Consider the following 24349-nt stretch of genomic DNA (forward strand, 5'->3'; position numbering starts at 1 on the left):
CATTTTGATTTTTGAACTAAAGAACCAAAAGAGTAGTGATCTTTTATTACCTCCAATGCGTAAACATATCTTTCAATGTTTTGTATGGATAATCATGGAAACTCTGCTCAATTGGATAAGCATCAATTCGATTTTGGTATATTTCCTTTTATTTGCATATTGCTTCCTAAAAAGCGGAGCGCTTCCTTTGTTTGCTGGTGTTTTAGTTGGATTAGAAACACTTCTTTTAGCACCAGTAACTCTATCATGTTTTTTGGGTGCTTACTTAGGAGATGAGCTTCGCTATTATTTAGGAAGAAACCACTCAACAGCAATTCAAAATAGGTGGCCGAAAACGAGAAGGTATATTGAAGCAGGTATTCGGTTAATGGATAAATACGGCAGTTGGTATGTGTTCTTATACAGATATCCTAAAGGAATGAGGACTATTGGGGCATTTCCGGTTGGTATGAGTAGCATGAAATATAAAAGGTTCTTCTTGTTGAATACCTTATCAGCAACACTTTGGGTTTTTATTCTTGTTGGTTCAGGAGCAATGCTGGGAAGATACGCTGAAAATTTTGCTCAAGATTATTATGGTATGATCAGTATCGGGCTTTTTTTGTGTTTTGCTATTTCGATATGGTATTTATTTAATCGCTACTTCAAAGCTAATTCCTAATGATTTCTTACAATTAAGACCTATTTTCAGCACGAAAAGAACACACAACAAGAGAGACGGCACCTATGCAAATGCCTATATCGGCCACATTGAAGGTTGGCCAATGGTATGTGCCAATGTAAAAATCAAGGAAGTCAGTTACTGCACCGTTCCGAATACGGTCTGTTAAGTTGCCAAATGCTCCGCCAACAATCATTGATAAAGCGATCTTTTCCCAAATAACATTGGTTTTCAAAAGCCAAATTATTAAGAAGCAAATGATGATTACAGTTAATATGGACAATAAAGTTGGTCCCAATGAGCCCAGATCATTTAAAAGGCCAAAGCTGACTCCACGATTAAAACCAAGTGCAAGATTGAAGAATGGTGTGATAGATATGCGGCCAGTTAAACTTCCCAGAAGCTCTATCATCAATATTTTTGTGATTTGATCTAAAAGGAAAACAAATATACCAATCGACAGGATTAATGATAGTTGCTTGAATTTAAAGATATGCATTTTATCCCTCTCTATGTTTTTTTATTTGGGTATAGTTGTTCCTACACCATAAATTGGTGCAGTGACCGTTACAGTGCCAGCCCGTTCAAAATTTAGGGTGATTTGAGTGAACTCGCCTTTCACTAGTGGGCTTTTCAATTTCATCAGCATCAAATGTAATTCACCTGGTGCCAATACAACTGTACTTTTACCTGCAATAGTAATTGTCCCTGCAGGTTCCATACTCATCATGCCATTGTTTTTACTTGTTCTATGAACTTCAACCAATTCTGATAATGGAGAACTAACAGAGAGCAATCTATCTTCTTCTGTTCCTGTATTGTGAATTTTCATATAAGCCGCGGTAGGTCGGATTGTGCCAATCGATGCCCTAGCCCAAGGTTGTTCGATTTCCATTTCTTTGAGCGACCAAGTATCCTGAGCGATACTTGGAACTGACCCAAAAACAAATACTAACGCCAAAGTAAAAATTGCATGATACTTCACGTATGTTTCCTCCGTATAAACTTCTTTACAGAATAAAGTTAATTTTCGCTGTAGATTAGGCATTCTACTTGATACTTAATACCTAATCATGTGGCTTTAACACTGTGTTTTCTTAATTTTGAGAGTTGATCACTTCATCACGAACAAGCATATAAAGTTGTTCTGCACCGAATGATGGGAGTGGTTTCCCATTAACAAAAAATGTTGGTGTTTGCTGGACCCCAATTGTTTGTATGTCTGTTGTATCTTGGTGAAGCACGGCGTTGATATTGGAATGTGTAGCATCAAGTTTAGCTCGTTCGATATCAAGTCCTGTATCTTCTAAAAGGGTCCATAGGTTATCAGCTGAACGACCATGTGGCGCCCATTTTGGTTGAACGTTAAGAATTCTCTCCAATACAACCTCAAACTTGCCTTGTTTACGTGCAGCTTCTAACAGTCTTATCGCTTCTTCTGATTGTGGGTGAAAAGAAGCATATCGAATTACAACACGAACCTTACCTTCGAAAGTAGCTAAAATTTCTTTAATTAAAGGATAAAAAGCTCGGCAAGCTTCACATGCAGGGTCGAAAAATTCCACAATAGTTACAGGGGCATCTGCAGGGCCTATAACTGGGGCGTGTTCTCTGACTAGCGTTGTTTCATTTTCTGCGGATGTAGCTGACACCTGTTTTTTACTTGATGTATTATAGATTAGTGCCCCAGCAATAAAAATTCCAACAGCAACTATTGCGGTCATAAAGATTATGATTGGACGGTTCATAGGGTTCTCTTTCTAAAAGGGTAGCTAAGCAAAATAATAATGCTGATAAATGCAAGAAATGATAAAAAAGGCAGGGGAACTAGGCCAAATAAAACTTGATCGTCACCGGCGCAAGATGGCCCACTTTGCAGGCAAGGCTGAATTGGTTCAGGAATGAAACCCAAAAAAAGCAAACTATGCCACAAAGCGAACGCACCACCAGCTGCTGCCAAAGGAATCGCGTATCGCCTTACGGCGTAATCAGACTGTAAACAAGCGAGGCCAAGGATAAATGCTAAGGGAAACATCGCAATTCGCTGGTACCAACAGAGAATGCATGGCGACTTTCCCATCACTTCCCCGATAAAAAGAGCACTGAGAGTCGAAACTAATGCAATTGACCATGCAATATACAGCGCTGGTAATTGAAATTTGATAGGGTACATGATTTTCAACACTTATTTTTCAAATGCATGAATAGTTTGATGCTGCATTTCTTTCCAAGCTTGTTGAACAATCTGGACAGCTGACCAAAGGAAAAGACCTGCCATAAGGGTGGCAACTGCAAGGTCGGGCCACGCAGAGTTTGTAAGATAGACACCGCCTGCTGCGCCAATTACTGCAATGTTACCAATGGCATCATTACGACTACATAACCACACTGATCGAACATTTGCATCGCCGTCTTTAAAACGCATAAGAAGAACTACACTTGCAAGGTTTGCTAAAAGCGCGAGTCCGCCAATACCTCCCATAACTGTTGCTGAAGGTACGCCTAATACCAGAACTTGGTATGCTGTTGACCCAAATACCCAAAGCCCCATTAATGCAAGACTGCCCCCTTTAATTAGGGCTGCTGTTGCGCGAACTTTTAAAGACATGCCTATTACATATAAACTAATTGCATATGTCATAGTGTCACCGAAGAAATCAAGGGCATCTGCTTGCAAAGCTTTTGACCCTGCAAAAGCGCCAGCAAACATTTCTACAATAAACATTAAACCATTTATTGCGATTACGAGCCATAATGCCCGCTTGAATTCATCTGAAACACCATCGAATTCGGCTTTATGCCCACAGCAACCAGCACTCATATAGACCTCCTGCCCAAGATGGGCTTTTCATGAAAATGTCGACTTGAATTGTTTTACAATGTTACTATCTACAACCATTGTAGGAGCAAGAGATAATTTTAATGAAAATAAAAGAACTTTCTATTGGCGATTTAGCTGAACAAGCTGGTTGTACGGTACAATTGATCAGGCATTACGAAAAAATCGGATTGTTGACAAATACGAGACGTACAAGCGGTAACCGTCGCATCTATACTGATGATCAGGCAATTCGTCTGATTTTCATTCGCCATAGCCGTGAATTGGGATTCAGTTTAGATGATATTAGGCAGCTACTTTCATTTTCCGATCAACCAACCCAACCGTGTGAACAGGTAAATACAATTGCAAAAGAACATCTTGTAAATGTGAGAGAGAAGATTTCACGATTGCGTTCAATTGAAAGAGAATTAAAGCGAATGGTTTCTGAATGCGAAGGTGGAAATGTAGAGGAATGTCGAATTATTGAAGTCTTGGCTGATCATTCCAAATGTTTGAGCAAGAGGCATCCAGCAGATAAGTCGCAATCTCAATTGTAAGGAATAATTATACTCTTTGTTTAAAGATGTGTCTTCTAAAACAATTTATGTTAAATATGGACCCGTTTTAGCTATACAGTAATGAGAGAGATTAACGGTGCTTGGGTTACTTTGATATTTAATTGTTTTGTAATTCTTTTTACTCAGCCTATAGGGTTTACTGCAGGTGATTTTTTGATCAAGATCTGTCAATTATCTGTGTGTTCAGGCCCCCGCAACCAATATGTAAGAAGGTCGTCCTATAGGGCGGCCTTTTTACATTTTAGATTACTGAGATTAGGATTTGAATTGACGAATAAAGTCAGGGCAAACGCAGGGATAAGGAGGGCGGTAGAACGCCGCTTCGCGATAGCGAATAGACCAAGTATAAGGTAGGGCTTTGTGCTGCGCGAGGCCAATTGTACAAGAATTTTCGCATGTCGTGCAGTCCATGGATACTGAAGCGATAACGGCTTAAAATGTTCCTAACTGGACATTATCATCATACGCAGTTCTTCCTCTTTTTTAATCTATAGACCTATGCGCGGTATTTTATTAAAATGTAGGTCCGTAAAAGGTAATCTATCCAACTAAGCCTTGGGAGAGAGTAGAGGAAATTTGTCGATTGATGTGAACAATGTTGTTTGGGAAAGAACCTATGATATTCATCGGGTGAAGGATTTAAGCTTTCTTGAAACTTGCGATCCGGCAATTAGAGATTTCTACGGACTATGGGACAATGCACGAGATGAAGAAGGCATTGTCCTAAAATCAAGTTTTTTGCCTGAAGATATGGGGGCACTTCTTTCCAGCGTTTTTATCATTGATAGAGAGCCAGAAAATCGTGACTACCGCTACAAATTGGTTGGTAGTAACGAAATTCTGTTTAGGAAAAACAACCCAACAGGCAAGCTGGTCAAAGACGGTCATGTGGGCACCATATCAGATGCCTTAACTAACTATGATTATGTATTTCGAGAAAAGTCCCACTTATTTATGTTGTGCAATATCTTTAAATCAGAGCAATATATGGTGACTGACGAGACTTTATTTTTGCCCGTTTCCAATGATGGTGACGTCATAGATTATTGCTATGGCCTCGGTGTGCAGAAACTGGGCGGCCAGAACAGCGAGGACACGAGTGTAAGCAAAAGGCTGATATTCGATACCAATTTATACAATATGTGAGTCTGATACGTCTTAAGATATCTCCTGATTCGTTTCCGTTATCGCTTCGAAATGTTGAAGATCTGTTACATGAATATGGAATAGATTTGGGCCAATGTTTGCACATCAGAACCGCCAAAGGCGTGTTCATAACACATTTCTGTTGTTCCGGTTCATCGCCTATGGGTTTAACTTAGTATAATTGACATTCTGGTAACCTATTATTCAAGTTATAGCGGCATCACGAGGGTTGCCCCATATTCATGACCTTGAATTAGTGAAATTTTTTCCAACAAAGTAATCTTAATGAAGTCAGGAGAAATCTTTGTGAAATACAATCATGATGAAGAAATAAAGGTTGAGAGTATTTGCCCTATAATGAATCTTTCAGAAACATATACTCGACAGTTACTTTAGTATGAAGCTCTATCCATTCTCAATCCAACACCGCTTACGATACGTAAAGGATACATGGTTTGAATTAAGTGACAGAGAAGAATGACGCAGAATATTGTAGTTTTTGGTGGTGGCGGTGCAATTGGGAATGCCCTTTCAGGTATGATTCGAAAACTATATTCGGATGCATTACTGCATATTGTATCGAGTAAGGAAATTGAGGATAAATTTCCTTTATCGGAATATTATCTTATTGATTATAAAGATGAAGAGGGATTGAAGACAATTTCACAAAAGATTGCATCTTTTGGTTCTATTGATCTTCTCATTGTTGCATCAGGTATCTTACATAGTTCAGACATTAAACCAGAAAAAAGCCTAAGGGATCTTGATGTTACCAATTTCCAGAGGGTGTTTTTTGCGAATAGTATTTTTCCTGCGATGATCGCAAAATACTTTGTGCCGCTTCTTTCCAGAGACGAACGCGCAGTTATCGCAATGCTATCTGCGCGGGTTGGCAGTATATCTGATAATCAACTAGGTGGATGGTATGCTTATCGAGCGTCAAAGGCTGCGCTTAATATGATTATTAAAACGACTGCAATTGAAGTTTCAAGAAATCGTAAACAGGCAATTGTTGTTGGCTTGCATCCTGGCACGGTTAAGAGTGAATTATCCAGACCATTTACCGCCAATATTGCTCATGACAAGTTATTTACACCAGACTACGCCGCCAAAAAATTATTGAATGTTATAGAGACGTTGAAAGTTGATGATAGCGGGAAATGCTTTGCTTGGGATGGGCAGGAGATATTACCATGATCAAAATATTTTATGACGGTGGATGTGGTCTATGTTCCAAAGAGATAAAATATTATCAACGGATAGCCCCAGAAGATAGATTTGAGTGGTATAATATTTCAGAAAGTCAGAATGAATTATCTGAGTTCAATATATCTGAGATTGATGCGTTGAAGCAACTGCATGTGATTGATGACGAGGGCATCTTATATGTTGGAGTAGATGCATTTCTAGTGATATGGAGACATCTAAAATACTGGAAAACTCTGGCACTTATTACTTCTCTTTGGCCGGTGAAGATTATCTTGAAGATATTATATGGAAAGTTTGCAGCATCACGTTTTGTTAAGCTCTATGGCGCCTAAGAAAAAATTAGCAGTTCAACTCATATAGACCATAGGTTAGTCATATTTATATTTCTAGTGAGGGTTCCTCGAATATTCTTTGGGAAAGAGTTCGAGAGAGTTCAGGGAATCGGATTAGTCACCAAACGTTTACCCTTTCTTCATCTATATATTTCTATATTTACAAGCTATAAAATGATGAGATGTGCTTTAGTTTTGGCACCTCTGAAAACAATAGCGATGCTATGTTTAGGATTTAGGGATGAAAACATCTGCAAGTATTATGGTGCTGCTGATCGAAGACGATATGGATATTGCAGCCACGGTAAATGATTTTCTGGAACTTGAAGGTATAGAATGTGACCATGCCTACGATGGTGAGAGTGGTTTAGATCTGGCCAAAACAGGGAACTACGATGTGATCTTGCTTGATCTTATGTTACCTTTTCGGGATGGCGTTAGTATTTGTGAAGAATTACGTAACGAAGGGGTAGATACACCTGTTTTGATGTTAACTGCACGTGATACATTAGATGACAAGCTTGAAGGATTTCAAGCTGGCGCGGACGATTATCTGGTAAAGCCATATGCGTTGGAAGAGCTTTTAATGCGCACCCGTGTATTGTCACGTCGACGAAGTGGTGAAATCAAAAGGTTTAGTATTGAAAATCTGGAAATCGATTTTGAGGCACGTTCTGTAAAACGTGAAAATCAGGAGATCAAGATATCACCGACAGGTTGGTTGATTCTGGAAGTGTTATCGAGAAACAGTCCTAAAGTTGTTTCGCGCGCGCGACTTGAAATGGCTTTATGGAAAGGAGAGCCACCTGACAGTAATGCGCTTAAAACGCATCTTTATAAATTGCGCAAACGTATTGATAGGCCGTTTGAAACGGATCTTATCCATACCGTTGCTGGGCAGGGTATAGCCTTAAGGGAAGAAGAAAATGGCGTCTAAAACTAAGACTTTCTCTGCCGTTATTCGAAAATACATATTACTGTGTTTTGGAGGTACATTGTTACTTTATACAGTAATTTTGAATTTTTATTTATTCCACGGTTCTATAATTACGGCGTCTTTTGCTTTGGACGCCTATGCGCGTCACTATGAGAATGCATTAGAGAAAGACGAAAACACGCCACTTCCTAATGCATTTAATATAACAGCTTATGATGATTATAAAAAACTACCAGCAGTAATTATTGCGAATGTGCCGAAAGAAGAATTAGAAATTGGTGATTTATATGGCTTGGATTTGGACGAAGAATACGATGATGAAAAGCGATTAGATTTACTTTATCTAATTTTGCCTTATGAACTTAAGAATGGCAGCATCATATATATGGTGCAAAATTTTAACGAAGAAGATGATGGAAGTGCATTTCTGGAAGAGTGGGATCTTCTATCATTTATAACAATTCCAATAGGTGTTGTTTTTCTAATAATTCTTCTAATAGTTGTTTTTATGCTGGGGCGTCGTTTAGCGAAACCGTCACAAGAGCTTGCAAAATGGGCTGAAAATTTAAATACAGATAACCTAGCTCAACCTATTCCAAATTTTAAGTTCAAAGAACTCAACAATGTTGCCAAGGAACTTCATAGTGCGTTAAGTAGAAATGAAGAATTCGTTGTTAGAGAAAGAGAATTCTTGCGACAGGCAAGTCATGAATTACGCACACCCGTTACGGTAATCAGAGGTAATATTGAATTACTTTCAAAACATGATTTGTCAGAGCCCCAACACCGGGTGGTCAATCGTATTACACGTGCATCCAAAAATATGAGGCAGTTAATTGAAACACTATTATGGCTGGGACGTGAAGTAAGCCCTGATATGTCTCAAGAAGAAGTGAATTACCCTGAACTTTTAAACGATGTTTTAGAAGAGCTGACTTATTTCACTGAAATGCAAAATGTGGAATGTAAGATAACGGTTGAAAACACGGATATTATCTCTGTGTCAAAAACACCTTTATATATTGTGATTTCAAATCTTTTAAGAAATGCCTTTCAACATACGCCTAAAGGGCATGTCGATATTCAACTGGTTGATAATGTCTTTATCGTAGAAAATCATCTGGATGTGAAGGCTGGACAGCTTAAAAAAGAACTTGGGCAGGGCGTTGGTGTTAATCTTGTAAAACGTATATGTACACGTTGTGGATGGAGTTGCGAGATGGTGCCTCTGGAAGATGGCGGTATGCGTGCAATATTTACTTTAAGCGAAGAAAAAGAAAATAAAGTCTGATTTGGTTACCCTTTGGTTACTAGCGATGTCGATAAATTCATCGCGTCACTAGTAAATTTAAAGGTTTCCAATGTTTAACAAATTCTTTTTACCTGCCACCGTATTAGCAGGTGCAGTTACCACTTCACCCATGGTTATGGCAAATGATTCCCGCAATGGGGCGCCTTCTGAACCTGAACGTTTATATGAGAATTGGGAGTTCGCGATTGGTGCAGGTGTTATGTATGCACCGGATTATATAGGGTCGGATGATTATGATGCTGGATTTATGCCTCATCTGGAAATCGTCTGGAATGATCGTGTTTCACTGTCTATGGATGGTTTGTTAGTCGATGCCTATAAAACAGATAATCTAACTCTTGGATTGGGTGTTGGACTTACAGAAGGGCGAGATGAATCTGATAATGAAGCCTTACGTGGATTAGGTGATATTGATATGAGCGCTGCCGCAGTGCTTTATGGTAGCTATCAATGGGAAATGCTAGAATTCGGTGCACGTTTTGAGCAAGATCTTGGCGATGGTCATGAAGGTGCATTGGTAGGACTGGAAGCAAACTTTATGGTGCCTGTAGTTGAAGATAAATTGATGTTTATGGTTGGCCCGGATGCCACATGGGCATCGGAAGATTACATGCAATCCTTCTTTGGTATTTCATCTACACAAGCTGCAAATAGTGCCTATTCCCAATATGATATTGATTCCGGTTTCAGGGATGTCGGTTTACATGCCATGGCAGAATATCGCATTACTGATTCCACATCATTAAATGTGATTTCGCAATATACACGTATTATTGGGGATGCAGCCGATAGCCCAATTGTAAAAGATAAGGGATCCGAAAATCAATTCTTCACAGGGATGATGTTAAAATACGAATTTTAAATTAAATCGGTTACGAAGAATTAATTGAGCCTCACAAATAACTTGTGAGGCTCTTTTACATCCAAAATACTAGCCGCGTGGGAGTTTAGGTTTTTGAGGAACACTTTTTGATATTTGAGTGCCGATAAAACTGTTTTGTTGATGAGCGAAGATAGCGAGTAGTTCGTGATAGTTGTCAGGGACTGCTTCTTGAACAGATTGGTTCTTCATTAAATCCTGCTGCCATTCGTATATAAGCGTATCTTGGTCAAGAAAAGCGTATCCTGTTGCATCGTTGAAGACGTTCAGATATCGGAAGATTGTACTAAAGATGACATCAATCATATAGAGTGCCGATTTCTGGCGTATAAGATATTCTGGGCATTCCTTCCCAATTAAAGTTAGTAAATTTCTAATCTTTTGCGCAGAGATTTCAAAGGAAGACTTTGATTGATCATGATATATAATATGAGCAATTATAGTTAAGATTTTGCTTCCGATTTCCGACCAACTGCGATGTATAGCACGGTCGATTGTGGAGGCAGGATGTAATGTGTTTTTTGTCAAATCGTTTAGAAACTCTAAAATCACCTTAGATTCAAAAAGTATAATCTCATCGTTGATGACGAGAACAGGCACTTGTTGCAATGGTGAAAGTTTCAGGAACCAGTCAGGTTTTTCTGACAAAATAATATCGGTTCTTTCATAGGGGATTTGTAGTTCTTTTAGGATAATAACAACTTGCTGAACATAAGGACATAACCGATGTCCAATGATATGAAAGTCGTGATTGTTTGGATTTATCATGATCACGCTATTCCTTATCCCCTTTCATAACGTGGTCAAGAAAGGGGGGTATAGTAGATTAAGGTAAGTAATGGACGTTTAACTTATTGCCATCCAAGTCGCGAAAATATGCAGCGTAAAAGCCGGTGTCGCCTCTCGGCCCGGGTTTACCTTCATCTTTTGCGCCGAGTTCTATAGCCTTTTGATAAACTGTGTCTACAAGGGCAGGGTTCGATGCCGATAAGGCGATCATAACGCCGTTGCCGATCGAAGCTGGTTTTCCATCCACAGGTAAGTGAACTGAAAAACCAGGTGAAGTCGTGTTCATATCACTCCACACTATAAAGTCGTCCATCTCCATCATACGTTTACCATCTAACAGTTTTAATAATTCATCGTAAAATAAAGCCGCGCGGGACAGGTCATTTGTCCCTAATGATGTATATCCAATCATTATAAACCTCTTAATTTATGTTCCTTATGTTAAGGAAGCGTTTTTGAATGTAAGAAAGTTACTAATTTGCAAAAATGAAATAAATATGTGATTTTGAAAATTATATTTGCAAAAATGAAAATGAGATCTTGATATGAACTGGAATGATGTTCAGCTATTTTTAACTGTTGCGAGTAAACAATCACTCTCAAAGGCAGCAGATGAGTTAAAAGTTAGCCATACGACGGCTTTTCGTCATCTGAATAAATTTGAGGAGGCTGTCGGTGCGCGCTTATTCGATAGAAATAATGGTTCTTACGAGTTAACTGAGACGGGTGAAGAACTACTTGTATTTGCGAAAAATATCTCAAACTCTTTTCAGGATATGGATCGCTTTATTTTTGGGAAAGATAAGCAAGCGCAAGGTGTGGTGAGATTGACTGTCCCGACAAGTTTTGCATACCAAATTATTCCTAAGTATATACAAGAGTTTAATCAAAGTTATCCTGATATTAGGATAGATTTACTTGTTACTAATCAAGAAGAAAATATGAAATCTAGGTCAGCAGATATAGCGTTACGTGTATCTAAAGAACCTGCAGATTACTTATTTGGCAGGAAAATTTGCGAAATAAATTGGGGTATATTTGCAAGTGAAGCTTATCTTAAGACATACGGCAATCCCAAAGATTTGAGTGAATTGGATGGGCATCACATTATTGGTGCCGCAGGGGAGTTACTTAATCATCCGAGTTATCATTGGCTGGATGGGAACTATAAAAATAATATTGTTCAAAGAAGTGATGATTTGGCTGCGATATCTCATCTAGCGCGTATAGGCATAGGGTTGGCATTTTTACCAAATGACTTGAAGCTACCGGAATTGACCAAATGCTTTACTTTTAATCCTGCTGGATTAAATGACCTATGGATACTTACGCATCCTGATCTTAGAAAAGTTGAACGTATTAAAATTGTTATGGGATTTTTTGCGGAACGCTTAAAGCAGGATCATACCTTATTCATTTGATGAGAGAGCCTGTATTCTTGAGAAGCCGTATTTGATATGTAGACGTTGGGAGATTCCAACGGCTTCTGCATCTCGAGATTTGATGGCAGTGACAAGGTCTGTTAATTCGTCAATGAGCGAGTGACACACTTCTTCTGTTGTGTTCTTGGCGACTTGATACCAGCTGCTAGCTGATTGAAAATAGAGTTGCTTCCACATTTCTTTAAGTGATGTGTTACCGATAATATCATATATCAGATGATGTAACTGGTGATTAATTGCAAAATATTCCTGTATATCAAACTCTATCGTTTGTCTTTGTGCACGGGTCAGAAGGGATAAAGTGATTTCTTCATGTTCATCCGTGATTTTATTTGGCGACAGTTTTCCTATGAGTTGAGCGAGTTCCATGCGCATTTCATAAATCTGTGTAATTTCTTCATAAGATAATCCGACCACAACTGTACCAACACCGTTACGTGTTTCAATTAAGCCTAGATAACGAAGGCGATTTAAAGCTTCACGCAAAGGCGTGCGACTAACGCCAAATTCTTCGGCTAATGCAGTTTCTTTTAATGTTGTGCCTGCTGGGTATTCCAAAAAGCAAATCCGATTTCGGATGATTTCCTGAATGACGTCTACGTCATTCATATCACTGTGATTTTCAATTTGGATTAATGACATCGTTCATAAGACCTTCGAAAATAAAATCAATCAGACAGTAACTGTATTTATTGGGAATTACCAGAAGTTAGAGGGAAAAAACATACATATATGTATACATCTAATCAATATTATAACAATTTTATGATGAAATTTTGTGTTTGACTCTTTATCTGTATACAGCTTATAGATTTTTAAAGAAATTAAAACTTGGCGATGGGAAATTAACTCATGTTGGAAGAAGCAAAATTACGTAGTTCAGTTCTACAAACAAAAATGAAAGAGGCAGGAATTGAAGTCGCCGTATTTACGGATGAGAGCTCAATTGCCTATCTCGCTGGATTTTGGGGATATCTGGGGATTGAGTTTGGTCGCCCCACCATGTTGGTCATACGCCCAGATGAAATGCCTGTGGTGATTACGCCATTGATGGAATCCGAAATGGTTGCAGAAATGACCTGGGTTGAAGATGTTCGTGTTTGGGAAGATATGGGGGATAATTCCTGGGCTCGCGTTTTAACAGACACTCTGGGTGATAATTGCACCAAAGTTTGGGTTGAGAAAAATACGATACCAGCAATCGTCCGCAATTTCTTTGATGATCAATTTAAAACCATAGATTTGATGGATATTTCGCCCGTCTTGGGGCAAATGCGCATGATCAAATCCCCATTGGAAATTGATGTGATGAAGCAAGCCGGCGAAATTGCAGGGGCAATGATGAAGGCGGCTCATGACTCATTACGTGATGGTGCTGCCGAATATGAATCCGCGTTGAGTGTGATCAATGCGGGCACGCGAAAAGCTGCGGGTTTCCTGACTGACAAAGGATGGGAGAAGTTTGTGTCCCCAATGATTCATAATCTGCAAATTCTTCAGAGTGGGGCAGATACATCTATGGTACATCGCCGTGCCAGCGTAAAGGAATATGCGATTGGTGATCCTGTCTATTTCTGTTTTTGTAACATGGCGCAGTTTAAGCAATATAAACTTGGCTTTGATCGTATGTTCCATATCAAGGAGATTTCTGACGAAGCAGCACATGTACAACAGGCTGCCATCGATGCGCAACAAGCCGCCATTCATGCGATTAAATCGGGAGTATTAGCAGAAGATATCGCAGCTGCAGCTAATGAAATTTATAAAGAACGCGGTTATGAAACAGGTTACCGAACCGGACGTTCCATTGGTGTGGCCTATCTGGAAGCACCGGAGTTGAAGGCAGGTGATAAAACGGTTTTACAACCAGGTATGACCTTTGCCGTTGATGGTGGAATTTCTATAGAATCCTTGGGAGGGCGTATTGGAGATTCTGTTGTCGTAACGGAAACAGGTTTTGACTATATAACGAGCTATCCTCGTGAGTTACTGATCGCTTAGGGGAATGTCATGCGAGAATTGAGACTTGCGATTGCTCAATCTTCCGGGGAACTTGAAGGGCCCGAAGAACGTATGGGATGGTTGGAAACAAAACTGAAAGACCTGCCTTATCAGCAGATCGATCTGCTTCTACTGCCTGAACTTTTTCTGACAGGGTATAATAAAGGGAAGAAACTTCTTGAATGGGCAGAGGCTAATGATGGGCCATATGCAAAAAGAATTTCAGATCTTTGTAAAGAATTTAATCTGGCAATTCATTACGGTTTTCCTGAAAGACTGGATGGAAAGCTATATAATTCTGCGCAATGTTTTGATGCGCGTGGAAATTGTTTAAACATCCATCGTAAACTTATCTTGCCTCCGGGATTTGAAGGGGATCATTTTGAAGCCGGACAGGGATGCAATATTTTTGAACTTGGCGATTTTAAGGTTGCAACTCTAATTTGTTATGATGCTGAGTTTCCAGAAACTTTTCGACATATGGCTGATCAAGGAGTTGAACTGGTTTTAGTGCCCACAGCTTTAGGGGCGCAATGGGGCGTTGTCGCGAAAAAACTTATCCCAACCCGTGCATTTGAAAACGGTATCTATGTGGCGTATGCCAATCAGGCAGGCCGAGAAGGTGATATGAACTATTTAGGTGCCAGTTGTATTATCGCACCAAATGGTGGCGAATTGGCGCGCGCAGGCCAAGATGAAGAGATTATTTTCGCAACTTTGCAGCGCGATGCCGTGCAAAAAGCTCAAGAAAGATTACCATATTTATCAGATGTGAAGCGTATTAAGTTTTAATCGGTGATATTTCGAAATAGAGACGCGGGAAAAACTGAGAAGTAAAATTGAAAAACTCTGTATAAGGCCCCGGTATGGGGCCTTATATTGATGGACTCCTTAAGGCTTTAACATATTATTCTGCTGCTAAAATAATAGGAGACAAACGAGATTTCATCTTTTCACAATACCAGTCAACAAATTGCATAACACCAGCTTCGTGATCTGCGGAATAGGGGCCGGGTTCATAAACCGGGTTTTGGATACCATTTTGATTATCTTCTACGACCCTGCGATCCTCATCATTTGTTGCTTCCCATACTTCGGTTAAGCGCTTTACATAATAATCCACACCTTCAACAGCATCTTTATGGACAAGCCATTTTGTTGTGACTTCTGTCTCTGTTGGACTGATGGGGGTGACACGGAAAACAATTGAATGATCTGCAAGGAAATGATTCCAAGTCGTCGGATAATGGAATTTTAACAATGTACCTGCATCTGCAAATGGTGATCGGCCTAGCCATTTATTAACGGCTGATTTTGTGTCCATGGTATAGCTTTCAGCCCCATCTTTTAAAGGCATTCTTGCTAAACGGAATTGTCCATCCGTATGAATGTAAAATTGAGATTTCATTCCAACAGCTTCACATCTATCGAAATGAGCTTGCAACCTTTCAGGTGGGGTATTGCCTTCAATCTTGGTCACAACGGGATCATCTGGAAAACTTCGGCATAGGGCAGGATGATTACCGCCACAATGATAACATTCGCGATTATTTTCCCATACTAATTTCCAATTTCCTTTTTCAACAATTGTGCTTTCATAAGCGACTTTCGCATTTTCCAGCTCATGTGGTTCTAGATATGGTTCTGCAATGAACTTGAATTCGTCAAAATTGGGTGCATTTTCCGCAAGGCATATATAAACAAGACCTGCGACCGTTCGACAATGCACAGTTTTCAATCCATGTTGGGTTGGGTCAAAATCTGGTCCCATATCACGTGCCCACATAAGGGAACCATCTAATTCATAAGTCCATTGATGATAAGGGCATACAAGTTTGGGGGCAGTACCTTTCGCAACTTTACAAATGACAGATCCGCGATGTCTGCATGTATTGTGAAAAGCGCGTATTTGCTGATCTGCTCCCCTGACAATGATTACATTATATTCGCCAATTTTATAAGTTACGAAATTGCCTGTTTTGGGAATTTCACAACTAGGTATTGCAAATAGCCATTCTCTGTAATGAATGTTTGCTAAGTCATGATTGAAAATCTCTGGATCCGTATAAAATGGACGTTCCAAAGAATAATTCATGCGTCGCGTATTTAGTAAATTTTGAATATCGGTCACTTCGTCTCTCCTGCTGTTTCAGCTCTCATTCACGCCAGCAAAAGAAGACACATGGATAAACGCATTTAGGGCGCATCTATCTATTGTGCCATCATCGCCGCCCGCGATTTGGCAAGTTAAACGAGGCTGGTTTCCGGACTTCGAAGGGGAGATGTGGATAAAGGCCTTCCCGGGAAACCCTATCCCAGTGGCTACTTCTTTATCCTACCTTCATTACCGTTGCGGGGGCAGTGTCGGCCTTTCACCGACTTCCCAATTATCTTAAAGACGTAATATCTTTAAGCACCTCATATGGTGAAAATTTAGAAAAAATCCGGAGAGAGGTTCTTCTGTAAACGACTACGAAAACGTTATTCGCGACGATTATCTAGAAACTATATCGATTTATTGACTGATTTCTTTTTTAGAGTCTGTGATAAAAGCTTTATCATTCGTTTGGTGGATTCTTGAAAAGGCGCTAGATATGCATAAGACAGGCTATGTATCTTATTTGATGTGTTTTTATTGCCAAAAGTGATTTTTTCCGGGGCGCTGGAGGCAAGTACTAGACTTCCTCCCAACCAATCCCATATGGCGAGGACAACACCAAAGTTTTTATCGTAATGTCTGACATTGTTGGAATGATGAATTTGGTGTTGCGCAGGCGAAATAAAGAGTTTTTCTAACCAGTTTCCATAGGTGATGCGAACATGAGAATGGCGTAAATTAGATCCGGTAATGTTGAACAGGAAAATGATAAAGTTAGCCCCCAAAATATCGATTAAGGTCACATTTAATCCGAAGAAGAAAATAAAAAGCGCAATCACGAAACCTTGAATAAGAACAGCCCGGACACTGAAAAGAAGCGCTTCAACAGGATGAATTCTATAGACTGTGAATGGGGTAAGTTTCTCCGCATCGTGATGGATTTTATGGAACTGCCATAAAAAATGATTGCGATGCATTAAGCGATGTAACCAATATTTGGAAGCATCATCAAACAAAAAAATCAAGAATGTAAAAGACAAGCTAACGGCCCAATCCGGTAAGGTGCCTGCAACTGAAGGTCGACCGTTAAAGATCACGTGAAATTCTTCAAACAAATATGTGGCGACGGCCAGTTTCGTTAAAAGGATAGGCGCCATAAGCAGCATAAAAATACGATTGATTACGAAAATACTATAATCCAATCGGGCAGATTTACTGAACCAGATATCTTTGGAAAAGAAACTTTGCCAGAAGCTTTTAATTTTTTGTCGAGAGACTAAACAATATAGGATGATTAGCGGAACAGACGCGGCAAGATATCCCACAAAAATTCGTTTCTGTGGTGAAAATAACGGGCTGATTGCATCCCAAAGTATAGTTGTAAATGATCCTAGTTCCATGGCGGTAAAATAGAACAGGCAGGTAAATTCTGAAAGAAAATACCTGCCTGATTCTAAACTATTTTATGACGATATTAGTCGGTTTCAGCGGAAAGTGCGTCACCCAAGCTATCTGTCAAAGCAGCCATTTCGCCTGTTACGTCATTAGACTTAGCTTTCAAGCCAAATGTTTCATCAAGCAATTTTTGGACGCGTGCCATATGAAGCATGTAAATGCCCCATTCCATTGTTTCACCGCTTAGGTAATCACCATTTGCAGAGATGTCGGAAACTTGCTCATTGTTCAATGTCAATGGGCTGTAACCGATCAAACGGTTCAATTGAGTTGCTGTTGCAGCTAGGTTGTTACGACCTGTTTGCAGCGCCAAAGCAAAGCCTTTCAACTCACCCCAATGTTTCACATAAGCTTTCCAGGCTTTTGTTACATCACCACCAGATTCTTTGATGGTTTGAAGCTTTTGCATGTCTTTATATACGGAACCCGCATATTTAAATGTTGCTTCCGCTAAAACTTTTTCCCAGTTGCTTTCGATGACAGATGCATATTTTTTCAACTGGTCACGTTGTGCATCTGTAAGTTTTTCGCCATTTGCATCTGCGATCAACTGACGACCATCGATGAAGGCTTTGGTGATTGTGTGCAAGTAGTTAGACTTACCACCTTTATCAGCACCCGCAGCATAATATGCAGGACCGAACACCATTTCAGATTTCATGTTTACTTTGCCATCGCCATTCGCGTCGGCAAGTTTCAACACACTTACAGGATCATCAGATTTGCTGCCAAGTTTCGCGATGCCGTAAACTTCTTTTGGAGAAAGAGACAATGTATGAGCCGGTGCACCGAAATAGCCGAATGCTTCATCCCATGCATGCTCTTTACCTGTGTAATACGCGCCATCTTTATATGGTTTGTCATTTGGTTTTTTATCGGCAGATAATTTTTCATCCAAATAATTATCAACAGCTTGGTTGTACATAACCGCGCCCATCAAGAATTTGGAGATCAATTGTGGGTAATTGTAACCAGCTTTAAGATCTTCACCTTTATTGGCAGAAGATGCTTTATCGATCCAGAAAGTTACAAGTTCTGCACCAGTCATACCATTTGGCATACCTGTTACAACGCCGGAATATGTTTTACCAGCTAGGTTTTTCTTTTTACTGATGGAATCAACATCTGTTTCAGCAATGATGAAATCACCTTTGGTTTTAGGCGCGATGATTGCACGACCTGCGTCTTTACCCTCAAAGTAAGACATCATCTGAGCTTTTAATTCTTCGTTTGGTTGGCCGTTACCTTTACCAGCCAATTTTTTCAAAGAATCATGCAAAACCTGACGTGCGATTTGACCTGTATAAGCAACAGATGTTTTTTTATCGCCTTCATAGCCTTTAACTGTTACCGGGAAACCGGAATATACTGGCTCACCGGCAAGAACGGTGGAAGACAGCAATGACACAGAGAGTGCTGTAGCCCCTAATTTAACCAAAAGTTTCATGTCTTTAATCCTACAACTTATTCATTGGTAGTTAATTTGATGTAAATGCTATCTATCACGCATCATAAATAACAGCAAGAAAATAAGAATTACTCGCATTCGCATTTTTCTGTGGTGAAAACCTTAGTTTGTATGGTTTTGACCTTATTGGAGAATGGATATTTTTTGTTCTTTTTATAGTTGCTTTTTAGATGCAGATGAAATGATATTTATTTTATCTTTATATAACTATTTCAAATGGTTAGTATGTTGATAGAAAATTTCATTAGAAAAACTAATCATAGCCATGGAATTTCTCTATTTAACGCCTCGGTTTCTGTCATTAGACTGTCATCAACCGGATTTAAGTTTCCGCACGATAAAAATAGACAGTGGATGTGTTGGGATCATGGCAAAACTTATCACGATCATGATTGATGGGATTAGCGCCGATTTGTTTGAGCGTCACCGCAAATTCATGCCTAATCTTGACTGGTTGGCAGAAAAAGGTACGCAGATAGAAGGTGTGAGTCCTGAAATGTGCGGAACGTCTATGCCGGGCCGTGCCTCCATTATTAATGGTACGCCGCCTTCAGAACATGGTATTTACGGAAATAAGATTTTTGATGAGACGGAAGGTGTGTTCCGCTGGGCTAATCCGGATGACTATCGCACTCCATCGTTAACTCATTATGCCACAAAACAGGGGCTGGATGTCGTCAATCTTGGTTACGGTATGGTAAGACCCGAAGATTGTAGTGTTTATTATGGCCCGTGGTGGGTGGATGAGATGATTGTGCGTGGTCGTGACCAAAATCCGACACCATCTGATAAAAGCTGGATCAATGCGTCAGGTATTGTTGATCCAGAAGGTCGCTTGCAAGCATTAAAAGATAAAGGTCTGTTTCGTGATGTGATTATTCCGGCAGATGAGGATCCTGAATATATGCTGCAAAGAGGTATGCTAGCCGATCAGCAATTTTTTGATATCGTTGCTGCTTTTGCATCATCTGAGAAACAACCGGATCTGATGATCGCGGAAGTTGGTGTAACCGATTATTATATGCATAAATTTGGCACCGATCATTTGATGACTGATTTGTCCTTCCGTGTTGCAGATGCACAAGTTGGCGCTTTGATCAAGCATATGGAAAAAGCTGGTGTTCTAGATGATTATAACTTCCTGGTCTTGGCGGACCACGGTCATGCAGCCATGCAAAAAGGTATGTATGTAGATAATCTGCTGGATGAGGATGTTGAATGGTCCAGTGAAGGTGGCGTTTTATTAGTTGCGCCAAAGGATCAAGCACAGGCGGATACTGTAATATCTAAGATGACAGAGAACGGTATCGAATTGTGGAATAATGACCATTATCCAGAACATCTGAGAGATAAGTTATTGACCTTTGTTGTGCCGGAAGGCTCTGACATTAGTTTTGAAAATGCTAAAAATGGCAACACGGATTTGTTTGGGACTTCAAAATATAAATCTAACCATGGGATGCGGCCGGGGCGTTGGGATGATTTCCGTTTCTGCATTTTCTCCGGTCCTGATGTGGCGAAAAAGAAATTGCCCGTAGCTGAAACCATTAATATTGCGCCAACCATGGCTAAGTTATTGGGGGTTGAAACCCCTTGGGATGCGCAATCCTTAGATATTTTCTAGGAGGTGAAGACTCTTGAGAGATAGATTGAGCGGCATAAGTGCTCTCTATTTCTTGAAAAAGAATTATGTATAGCAGTTAAGAGTTTCCTAATTGCTTGCATAAGATCGCTGTTGAGTAATCGGCAGTAGATCATTATCCGGAGACTTCCCGACAGTCGTTAGGCTGTCGGGATTTTTTTTAATTGCTCGATTAATTATTTTCCGGAAGTTGACAATAATCCATTCCAGTTTGAATGAGACGCTTTTTTAACCATTCACAGAATGTTGTCACTTTTGGAAGCGGAAGTTTATTTGGAAGCACCAGATAATGGGCCCCATCCGAAGGCATTGTATATTTATGGGCCATCACAAGACGGCCATCTTTTAAGGCGTCTTGGGCGGAGAAACTGCGTGTTAGCAATAAACCGTTATCGTTGCAGGCTGCTTCAATAGCTACATTACTGGTGTCGCATTCCAAAATAGGCATGGGAATGAAGTTCGGCATGCCTTGATTTCTAAACCAGTGACGCCATGTTTCCCTTTCCCCAACGACATTTATCAGTGGAAGTTGGGAAATTCTCATCGCATCATTATGGATAGGATAGAGTTCCAGAAATTTAGGGCTGGCAACAACTTGCATAATCTCATTGGTCAGGCGTTCAATCTTCATGCCTGTCCATTCACCATGACCATTACAAATTTCCAAATCAGCGTCGACGACTTCATTTTGTGAGGGCCAGACAGTCGACATTAAACGAATACTGATATCTGGATTATGTTGGTAAAAATCTGGAAGATTGGGCATAAGCCAGCGTTGCATAAAGGTGGCACCGCATTTTACCGTTAATAAAGTACGCTTCTTTGAGCCGAATAATTGTTCAGTACTGGTTTGCATACAATTAAAGGCTTCGGTCAATGTGGGTAAATAAGCCAATCCTGCCTGAGTTAATTCTAGCTTACGAGCTTTACGGATAAAGAGTTGCGTATCCAGATATTCTTCCAGCTGTTTTACATGCTGGCTTACAGCGCCCTGAGTAACATTCAGCTCTTCCGCGGCGCGCGTGAAACTTAATAAACGTGCAGACACTTCGAAGGCACGTAAGGCGTTCAGAGGAGGCAAATTTCTATTCAACTGTTCCAAGTTTCTCACCATGACTTAATCGCAGATGTCAGCCTGTATACGGCTAAATACCTGATTTGGGAAGCCTTATTGGGTCACGTTCATGTTAAGTAAAGAGGTTTAGTAATAGATATTTTTGAATGCATCACAAAAAATATTGAAAAATTAATTAATTTGTGATTTATAATGAAATCAGATAAGAAAAAACTTTTGTCACGCGGGGTTAATTATTTTGAGATGAGCCCTGTTAAAGGATTGGGAGATCGAAATGAAAGACGCATTTATATGCGATGCTATCAGAACACCGATTGGTCGCTATGGCGGTGCGTTATCTTCAATTAGAACTGATGATTTAGGGGCGATCCCTTTAACAGCCTTGATGGATAGAAATCCTGAGGTGGATTGGTCAAAGGTTGATGATTTGATCTATGGTTGTGCTAACCAAGCAGGGGAAGATAATCGTAATGTGGCACGCATGTCTGCGTTGCTGGCGGGGATGCCTATTGAAGTACCTGGTGCAACGATTAATAGGCTTTGTGGTTCAGGATTAGATGCAATTGGTACAATTTCCCGTGCCATAAAATCTGGTGAGATTTCTTTGGGAATTGCAGGGGGGGTTGAAAGTATGTCTCGTGCCCCATTTGTAATGCCAAAGGCAGATGTGGCGTTTAGCCGTGCCAATGCTGTTTACGACACGACAATCGGCTGGCGGTTTGTGAATGATAAGCTTGATAGGGCTTATGGCACAGATTCCATGCCTGAAACTGCAGATAATGTAGCGGAAGATTTTAATATCTCACGTGAAGATCAAGATCGTTTTGCAGCGGAATCCCAATTGCGTTGGGCGAGGGCACATGAGGCAGGTGTGTTTAAAGATGAGATTATTCCTGTCTCGGTTCCACAACGTCGTGGGGATGATGTTGTTGTCTTTACTGACGAACATCCACGCCCGGGAACAGAAGTAGAGAAACTTGCTAAGTTGCGTGGGATTAATGGTCCTGATTTATCTGTGACAGCGGGAAATGCGTCAGGGGTTAATGATGGGGCATGTGCTCTTTTGTTGGCGGATGAAGATGCAATTAAGGTTCATGGTCTGACACCGAAAGTGAAAGTGTTGGGCATGGCAACCGCAGGTGTGGCCCCGCGTGTTATGGGGGTTGGGCCTGTGCCGGCTGTAAAAAAAGTTTTGAAACAGACAGGCCTAACTATCGATCAGATGGATGTTATTGAGCTAAACGAAGCTTTCGCGGCTCAAGGTTTAGCCGTGCTTCGTGAATTGGGCGTTGACGAAGCAGCAGCTCACGTAAACCCGAATGGGGGAGCAATTGCCATTGGTCACCCATTAGGGATGAGTGGCGCACGTTTGGTAACGACGGCCATGTATCAATTGATGCGAACAGGTGGGCGCTATGCTCTTTGCACCATGTGTATTGGTGTGGGGCAGGGCATTGCCTTGGTTCTTGAACGCGCATGAATGTGGGAGAAAACAGATGTATGCACAAATGGTAAAAACAGATGGCAAAGGCGTTAAATCCCGTGAAGAGATGGATGCAGGAGAACGTGCCTTTCAAGATAAAATTGATCGTGATGTAAAGATTGAGCCAAAGGACTGGATGCCAGACGCTTATCGTAAAACCTTGATCCGTCAGATTTCTCAGCATGCTCATTCTGAAATTGTGGGGCAGCTACCGGAGGGGAACTGGATTACGCGTGCGCCGACATTGGAACGAAAGGCTATCCTTTTAGCAAAGGTGCAGGATGAAGCCGGGCATGGATTATATTTATATTGTGCGGCTGAAACTCTAGGTGTGTCACGTGATGAATTATTGGATCAGCTTCATAGCGGTAAGGCGAAATATTCTTCCATCTTCAATTATCCAACATTGAATTGGGCGGATATTGGAGCGATCGGCTGGTTGGTCGATGGGGCTGCGATTATGAATCAGGTGCCACTTCAACGTACATCTTATGGTCCTTATTCCCGTGCCATGATCCGGATTTGTAAGGAAGAAAGTTTCCATCAACGTCAGGGTTATGACCTCATTACAAAAATGGCCCAAGGCACCAAAGAACAAAAGGCAATGGCTCAAGATGCGATCAATCGTTTCTGGTGGCCATCTTTGATGATGTTTGGACCAAGTGATAAAGATTCTGTGCATTCAGCCCAATCCATGGCGTGGAAAATTAAGATCAACACCAATGATGAACTTCGCCAAAAATTCGTCGATCAAACTGTACCACAAGCGGAATATCTTGGACTTGAAATCCCAGACCCTGATTTGAAATGGAATGAAGAACGCCAATCCTATGATTATGGCGAGATCAATTGGGATGAATTCTATCAAGTTATTTCCGGCAATGGCCCATGCAATAAAGAACGCTTAGGTGCTCGTGTGAAAGCATGGGAAGACGGCGAATGGTTCCGTGATGCCCTAACTGCCCATGCAGAAAAGAAAGCAGCCAAGAAAAAACAACAACAGGACGCAGCTTAACCAAG

General features: G+C 40.5%; 26 protein-coding genes and 1 riboswitch. Of the genes, 14 read left to right on the forward strand and 12 right to left on the reverse strand.

Features of this window, described 5'->3' with window-relative positions; genetic code table 11:
* The first annotated feature begins 94 nt into the window (after positions 1-94).
* Positions 95-661, forward strand: coding sequence for a DedA family protein (locus ACOQOA_RS16070; RefSeq protein ID WP_420549615.1), 567 nt, complete (start codon positions 95-97; stop codon positions 659-661).
* A gap of 13 nt (positions 662-674) precedes the next feature.
* Here ACOQOA_RS16070 and lspA read toward each other — a convergent pair whose 3' ends face one another.
* From lspA to ACOQOA_RS16095, 5 genes are all read right to left on the reverse strand, one after another.
* On the reverse strand, positions 675-1160 hold the full coding sequence (gene lspA / locus ACOQOA_RS16075; RefSeq protein ID WP_420549616.1) for a signal peptidase II: 486 nt from the start codon (positions 1158-1160) through the stop codon (positions 675-677).
* A gap of 21 nt (positions 1161-1181) precedes the next feature.
* Positions 1182-1646, reverse strand: a complete 465-nt coding sequence (locus tag ACOQOA_RS16080) for a copper chaperone PCu(A)C (protein WP_420549617.1) — start codon at positions 1644-1646, stop codon at positions 1182-1184.
* 112 nt (positions 1647-1758) lie between these two features.
* Positions 1759-2409, reverse strand: coding sequence for a DsbA family protein (locus tag ACOQOA_RS16085; RefSeq protein WP_420549618.1), 651 nt, complete (start codon positions 2407-2409; stop codon positions 1759-1761).
* Positions 2406-2834 (reverse strand): disulfide bond formation protein B, encoded by a 429-nt coding sequence (locus ACOQOA_RS16090; protein WP_420550118.1) that lies wholly within the window; start codon positions 2832-2834, stop codon positions 2406-2408. Before ACOQOA_RS16090 ends, ACOQOA_RS16085 begins: the two co-directional genes overlap by 4 nt.
* A gap of 12 nt (positions 2835-2846) precedes the next feature.
* Positions 2847-3482: a cation transporter gene (locus ACOQOA_RS16095; protein ID WP_420549619.1), complete on the reverse strand. Its 636-nt coding sequence runs from the start codon at positions 3480-3482 to the stop codon at positions 2847-2849.
* Positions 3483-3583: 101 nt separating this feature from the next.
* Here ACOQOA_RS16095 and ACOQOA_RS16100 point away from each other — a divergent pair, with 101 nt between their 5' ends.
* From ACOQOA_RS16100 to ACOQOA_RS16130, 7 genes are all read left to right on the forward strand, one after another.
* Positions 3584-4039, forward strand: a complete 456-nt coding sequence (locus ACOQOA_RS16100) for a MerR family transcriptional regulator (RefSeq protein WP_420549620.1) — start codon at positions 3584-3586, stop codon at positions 4037-4039.
* A gap of 597 nt (positions 4040-4636) precedes the next feature.
* Complete coding sequence (locus tag ACOQOA_RS16105; protein ID WP_420549621.1) at positions 4637-5206, forward strand: hypothetical protein; 570 nt, start codon at positions 4637-4639, stop codon at positions 5204-5206.
* 477 nt (positions 5207-5683) lie between these two features.
* Positions 5684-6403 carry an SDR family NAD(P)-dependent oxidoreductase gene (locus ACOQOA_RS16110; protein ID WP_420549622.1) on the forward strand — a complete coding sequence of 240 codons (720 nt, stop codon included), beginning with the start codon at positions 5684-5686 and terminating at the stop codon, positions 6401-6403.
* Positions 6400-6747: a thiol-disulfide oxidoreductase DCC family protein gene (locus tag ACOQOA_RS16115; protein WP_420549623.1), complete on the forward strand. Its 348-nt coding sequence runs from the start codon at positions 6400-6402 to the stop codon at positions 6745-6747. The genes ACOQOA_RS16110 and ACOQOA_RS16115 overlap by 4 nt, the downstream gene beginning before the upstream one ends.
* Before the next feature lie 241 nt (positions 6748-6988).
* A complete protein-coding gene (locus tag ACOQOA_RS16120) occupies positions 6989-7684 on the forward strand; it encodes a response regulator transcription factor (protein WP_420549624.1) in 696 nt (231 codons plus the stop codon).
* Positions 7674-8975, forward strand: a complete 1302-nt coding sequence (locus ACOQOA_RS16125) for a sensor histidine kinase (RefSeq protein WP_420549625.1) — start codon at positions 7674-7676, stop codon at positions 8973-8975. The genes ACOQOA_RS16120 and ACOQOA_RS16125 overlap by 11 nt, the downstream gene beginning before the upstream one ends.
* Before the next feature lie 70 nt (positions 8976-9045).
* Positions 9046-9858, forward strand: coding sequence for a MipA/OmpV family protein (locus ACOQOA_RS16130; RefSeq protein WP_420549626.1), 813 nt, complete (start codon positions 9046-9048; stop codon positions 9856-9858).
* Positions 9859-9927: 69 nt separating this feature from the next.
* Here the strand turns inward: ACOQOA_RS16130 and ACOQOA_RS16135 are convergent, their stop codons facing one another.
* Together ACOQOA_RS16135 and ACOQOA_RS16140 are read right to left on the reverse strand one after the other, a co-directional pair.
* Positions 9928-10644 (reverse strand): glutathione S-transferase family protein, encoded by a 717-nt coding sequence (locus ACOQOA_RS16135; RefSeq protein WP_420549627.1) that lies wholly within the window; start codon positions 10642-10644, stop codon positions 9928-9930.
* 58 nt (positions 10645-10702) lie between these two features.
* On the reverse strand, positions 10703-11077 hold the full coding sequence (locus tag ACOQOA_RS16140) for a VOC family protein (protein WP_420549628.1): 375 nt from the start codon (positions 11075-11077) through the stop codon (positions 10703-10705).
* Between the two features lie 133 nt (positions 11078-11210).
* On the opposite strand from ACOQOA_RS16140, the gene ACOQOA_RS16145 reads away from it, so the two are divergent.
* The gene (locus tag ACOQOA_RS16145) at positions 11211-12086 is read left to right on the forward strand and encodes a LysR family transcriptional regulator (protein ID WP_420549629.1); all 876 of its coding nucleotides are present in this window, start codon (positions 11211-11213) and stop codon (positions 12084-12086) included.
* Here ACOQOA_RS16145 and ACOQOA_RS16150 read toward each other — a convergent pair.
* Positions 12075-12749: a GntR family transcriptional regulator gene (locus ACOQOA_RS16150; RefSeq protein WP_420549630.1), complete on the reverse strand. Its 675-nt coding sequence runs from the start codon at positions 12747-12749 to the stop codon at positions 12075-12077. The two genes, ACOQOA_RS16145 and ACOQOA_RS16150, sit on opposite strands and share 12 nt — an antisense overlap.
* 210 nt (positions 12750-12959) lie before the next feature.
* Here ACOQOA_RS16150 and ACOQOA_RS16155 point away from each other — a divergent pair, with 210 nt between their 5' ends.
* Both ACOQOA_RS16155 and ACOQOA_RS16160 read left to right on the forward strand, forming a co-directional pair.
* Complete coding sequence (locus ACOQOA_RS16155) at positions 12960-14108, forward strand: M24 family metallopeptidase (protein WP_420549631.1); 1149 nt, start codon at positions 12960-12962, stop codon at positions 14106-14108.
* Positions 14109-14117: 9 nt separating this feature from the next.
* On the forward strand, positions 14118-14900 hold the full coding sequence (locus ACOQOA_RS16160; RefSeq protein ID WP_420549632.1) for a carbon-nitrogen hydrolase family protein: 783 nt from the start codon (positions 14118-14120) through the stop codon (positions 14898-14900).
* A gap of 115 nt (positions 14901-15015) precedes the next feature.
* On the opposite strand, the gene ACOQOA_RS16165 is transcribed toward ACOQOA_RS16160, so the two are convergent.
* The 3 genes from ACOQOA_RS16165 to ACOQOA_RS16175 form a co-directional block, all read right to left on the reverse strand.
* A complete protein-coding gene (locus tag ACOQOA_RS16165) occupies positions 15016-16239 on the reverse strand; it encodes an aromatic ring-hydroxylating oxygenase subunit alpha (RefSeq protein ID WP_420549633.1) in 1224 nt (407 codons plus the stop codon).
* A 106-nt stretch (positions 16240-16345) separates the two neighbouring features.
* Positions 16346-16544, reverse strand: a riboswitch (cobalamin riboswitch).
* A 69-nt stretch (positions 16545-16613) separates the two neighbouring features.
* On the reverse strand, positions 16614-17606 hold the full coding sequence (locus tag ACOQOA_RS16170; protein WP_420549634.1) for a sterol desaturase family protein: 993 nt from the start codon (positions 17604-17606) through the stop codon (positions 16614-16616).
* Positions 17607-17680: 74 nt separating this feature from the next.
* A complete protein-coding gene (locus ACOQOA_RS16175; protein WP_420549635.1) occupies positions 17681-19108 on the reverse strand; it encodes a DUF4856 domain-containing protein in 1428 nt (475 codons plus the stop codon).
* Positions 19109-19496: 388 nt separating this feature from the next.
* Between ACOQOA_RS16175 and ACOQOA_RS16180 the strand changes: the two genes are divergently transcribed.
* Positions 19497-20753: an alkaline phosphatase family protein gene (locus tag ACOQOA_RS16180; protein WP_420549636.1), complete on the forward strand. Its 1257-nt coding sequence runs from the start codon at positions 19497-19499 to the stop codon at positions 20751-20753.
* A 190-nt stretch (positions 20754-20943) separates the two neighbouring features.
* On the opposite strand, the gene ACOQOA_RS16185 is transcribed toward ACOQOA_RS16180, so the two are convergent.
* Entirely contained in the window at positions 20944-21873 is a 930-nt protein-coding gene (locus ACOQOA_RS16185) for a LysR family transcriptional regulator (protein WP_420549637.1), read from the reverse strand.
* A 247-nt stretch (positions 21874-22120) separates the two neighbouring features.
* Between ACOQOA_RS16185 and pcaF the strand changes: the two genes are divergently transcribed.
* Together pcaF and paaA are read left to right on the forward strand one after the other, a co-directional pair.
* Positions 22121-23326, forward strand: a complete 1206-nt coding sequence (gene pcaF / locus ACOQOA_RS16190; protein WP_420549638.1) for a 3-oxoadipyl-CoA thiolase — start codon at positions 22121-22123, stop codon at positions 23324-23326.
* 16 nt (positions 23327-23342) lie between these two features.
* Positions 23343-24344 carry a 1,2-phenylacetyl-CoA epoxidase subunit PaaA gene (gene paaA / locus ACOQOA_RS16195; RefSeq protein WP_420549639.1) on the forward strand — a complete coding sequence of 334 codons (1002 nt, stop codon included), beginning with the start codon at positions 23343-23345 and terminating at the stop codon, positions 24342-24344.
* Positions 24345-24349: the final 5 nt, after the last annotated feature.

Source organism: Curvivirga sp. (assembly GCF_965219885.1).
GTDB lineage: Bacteria > Pseudomonadota > Alphaproteobacteria > UBA8366 > Aestuariispiraceae > Curvivirga.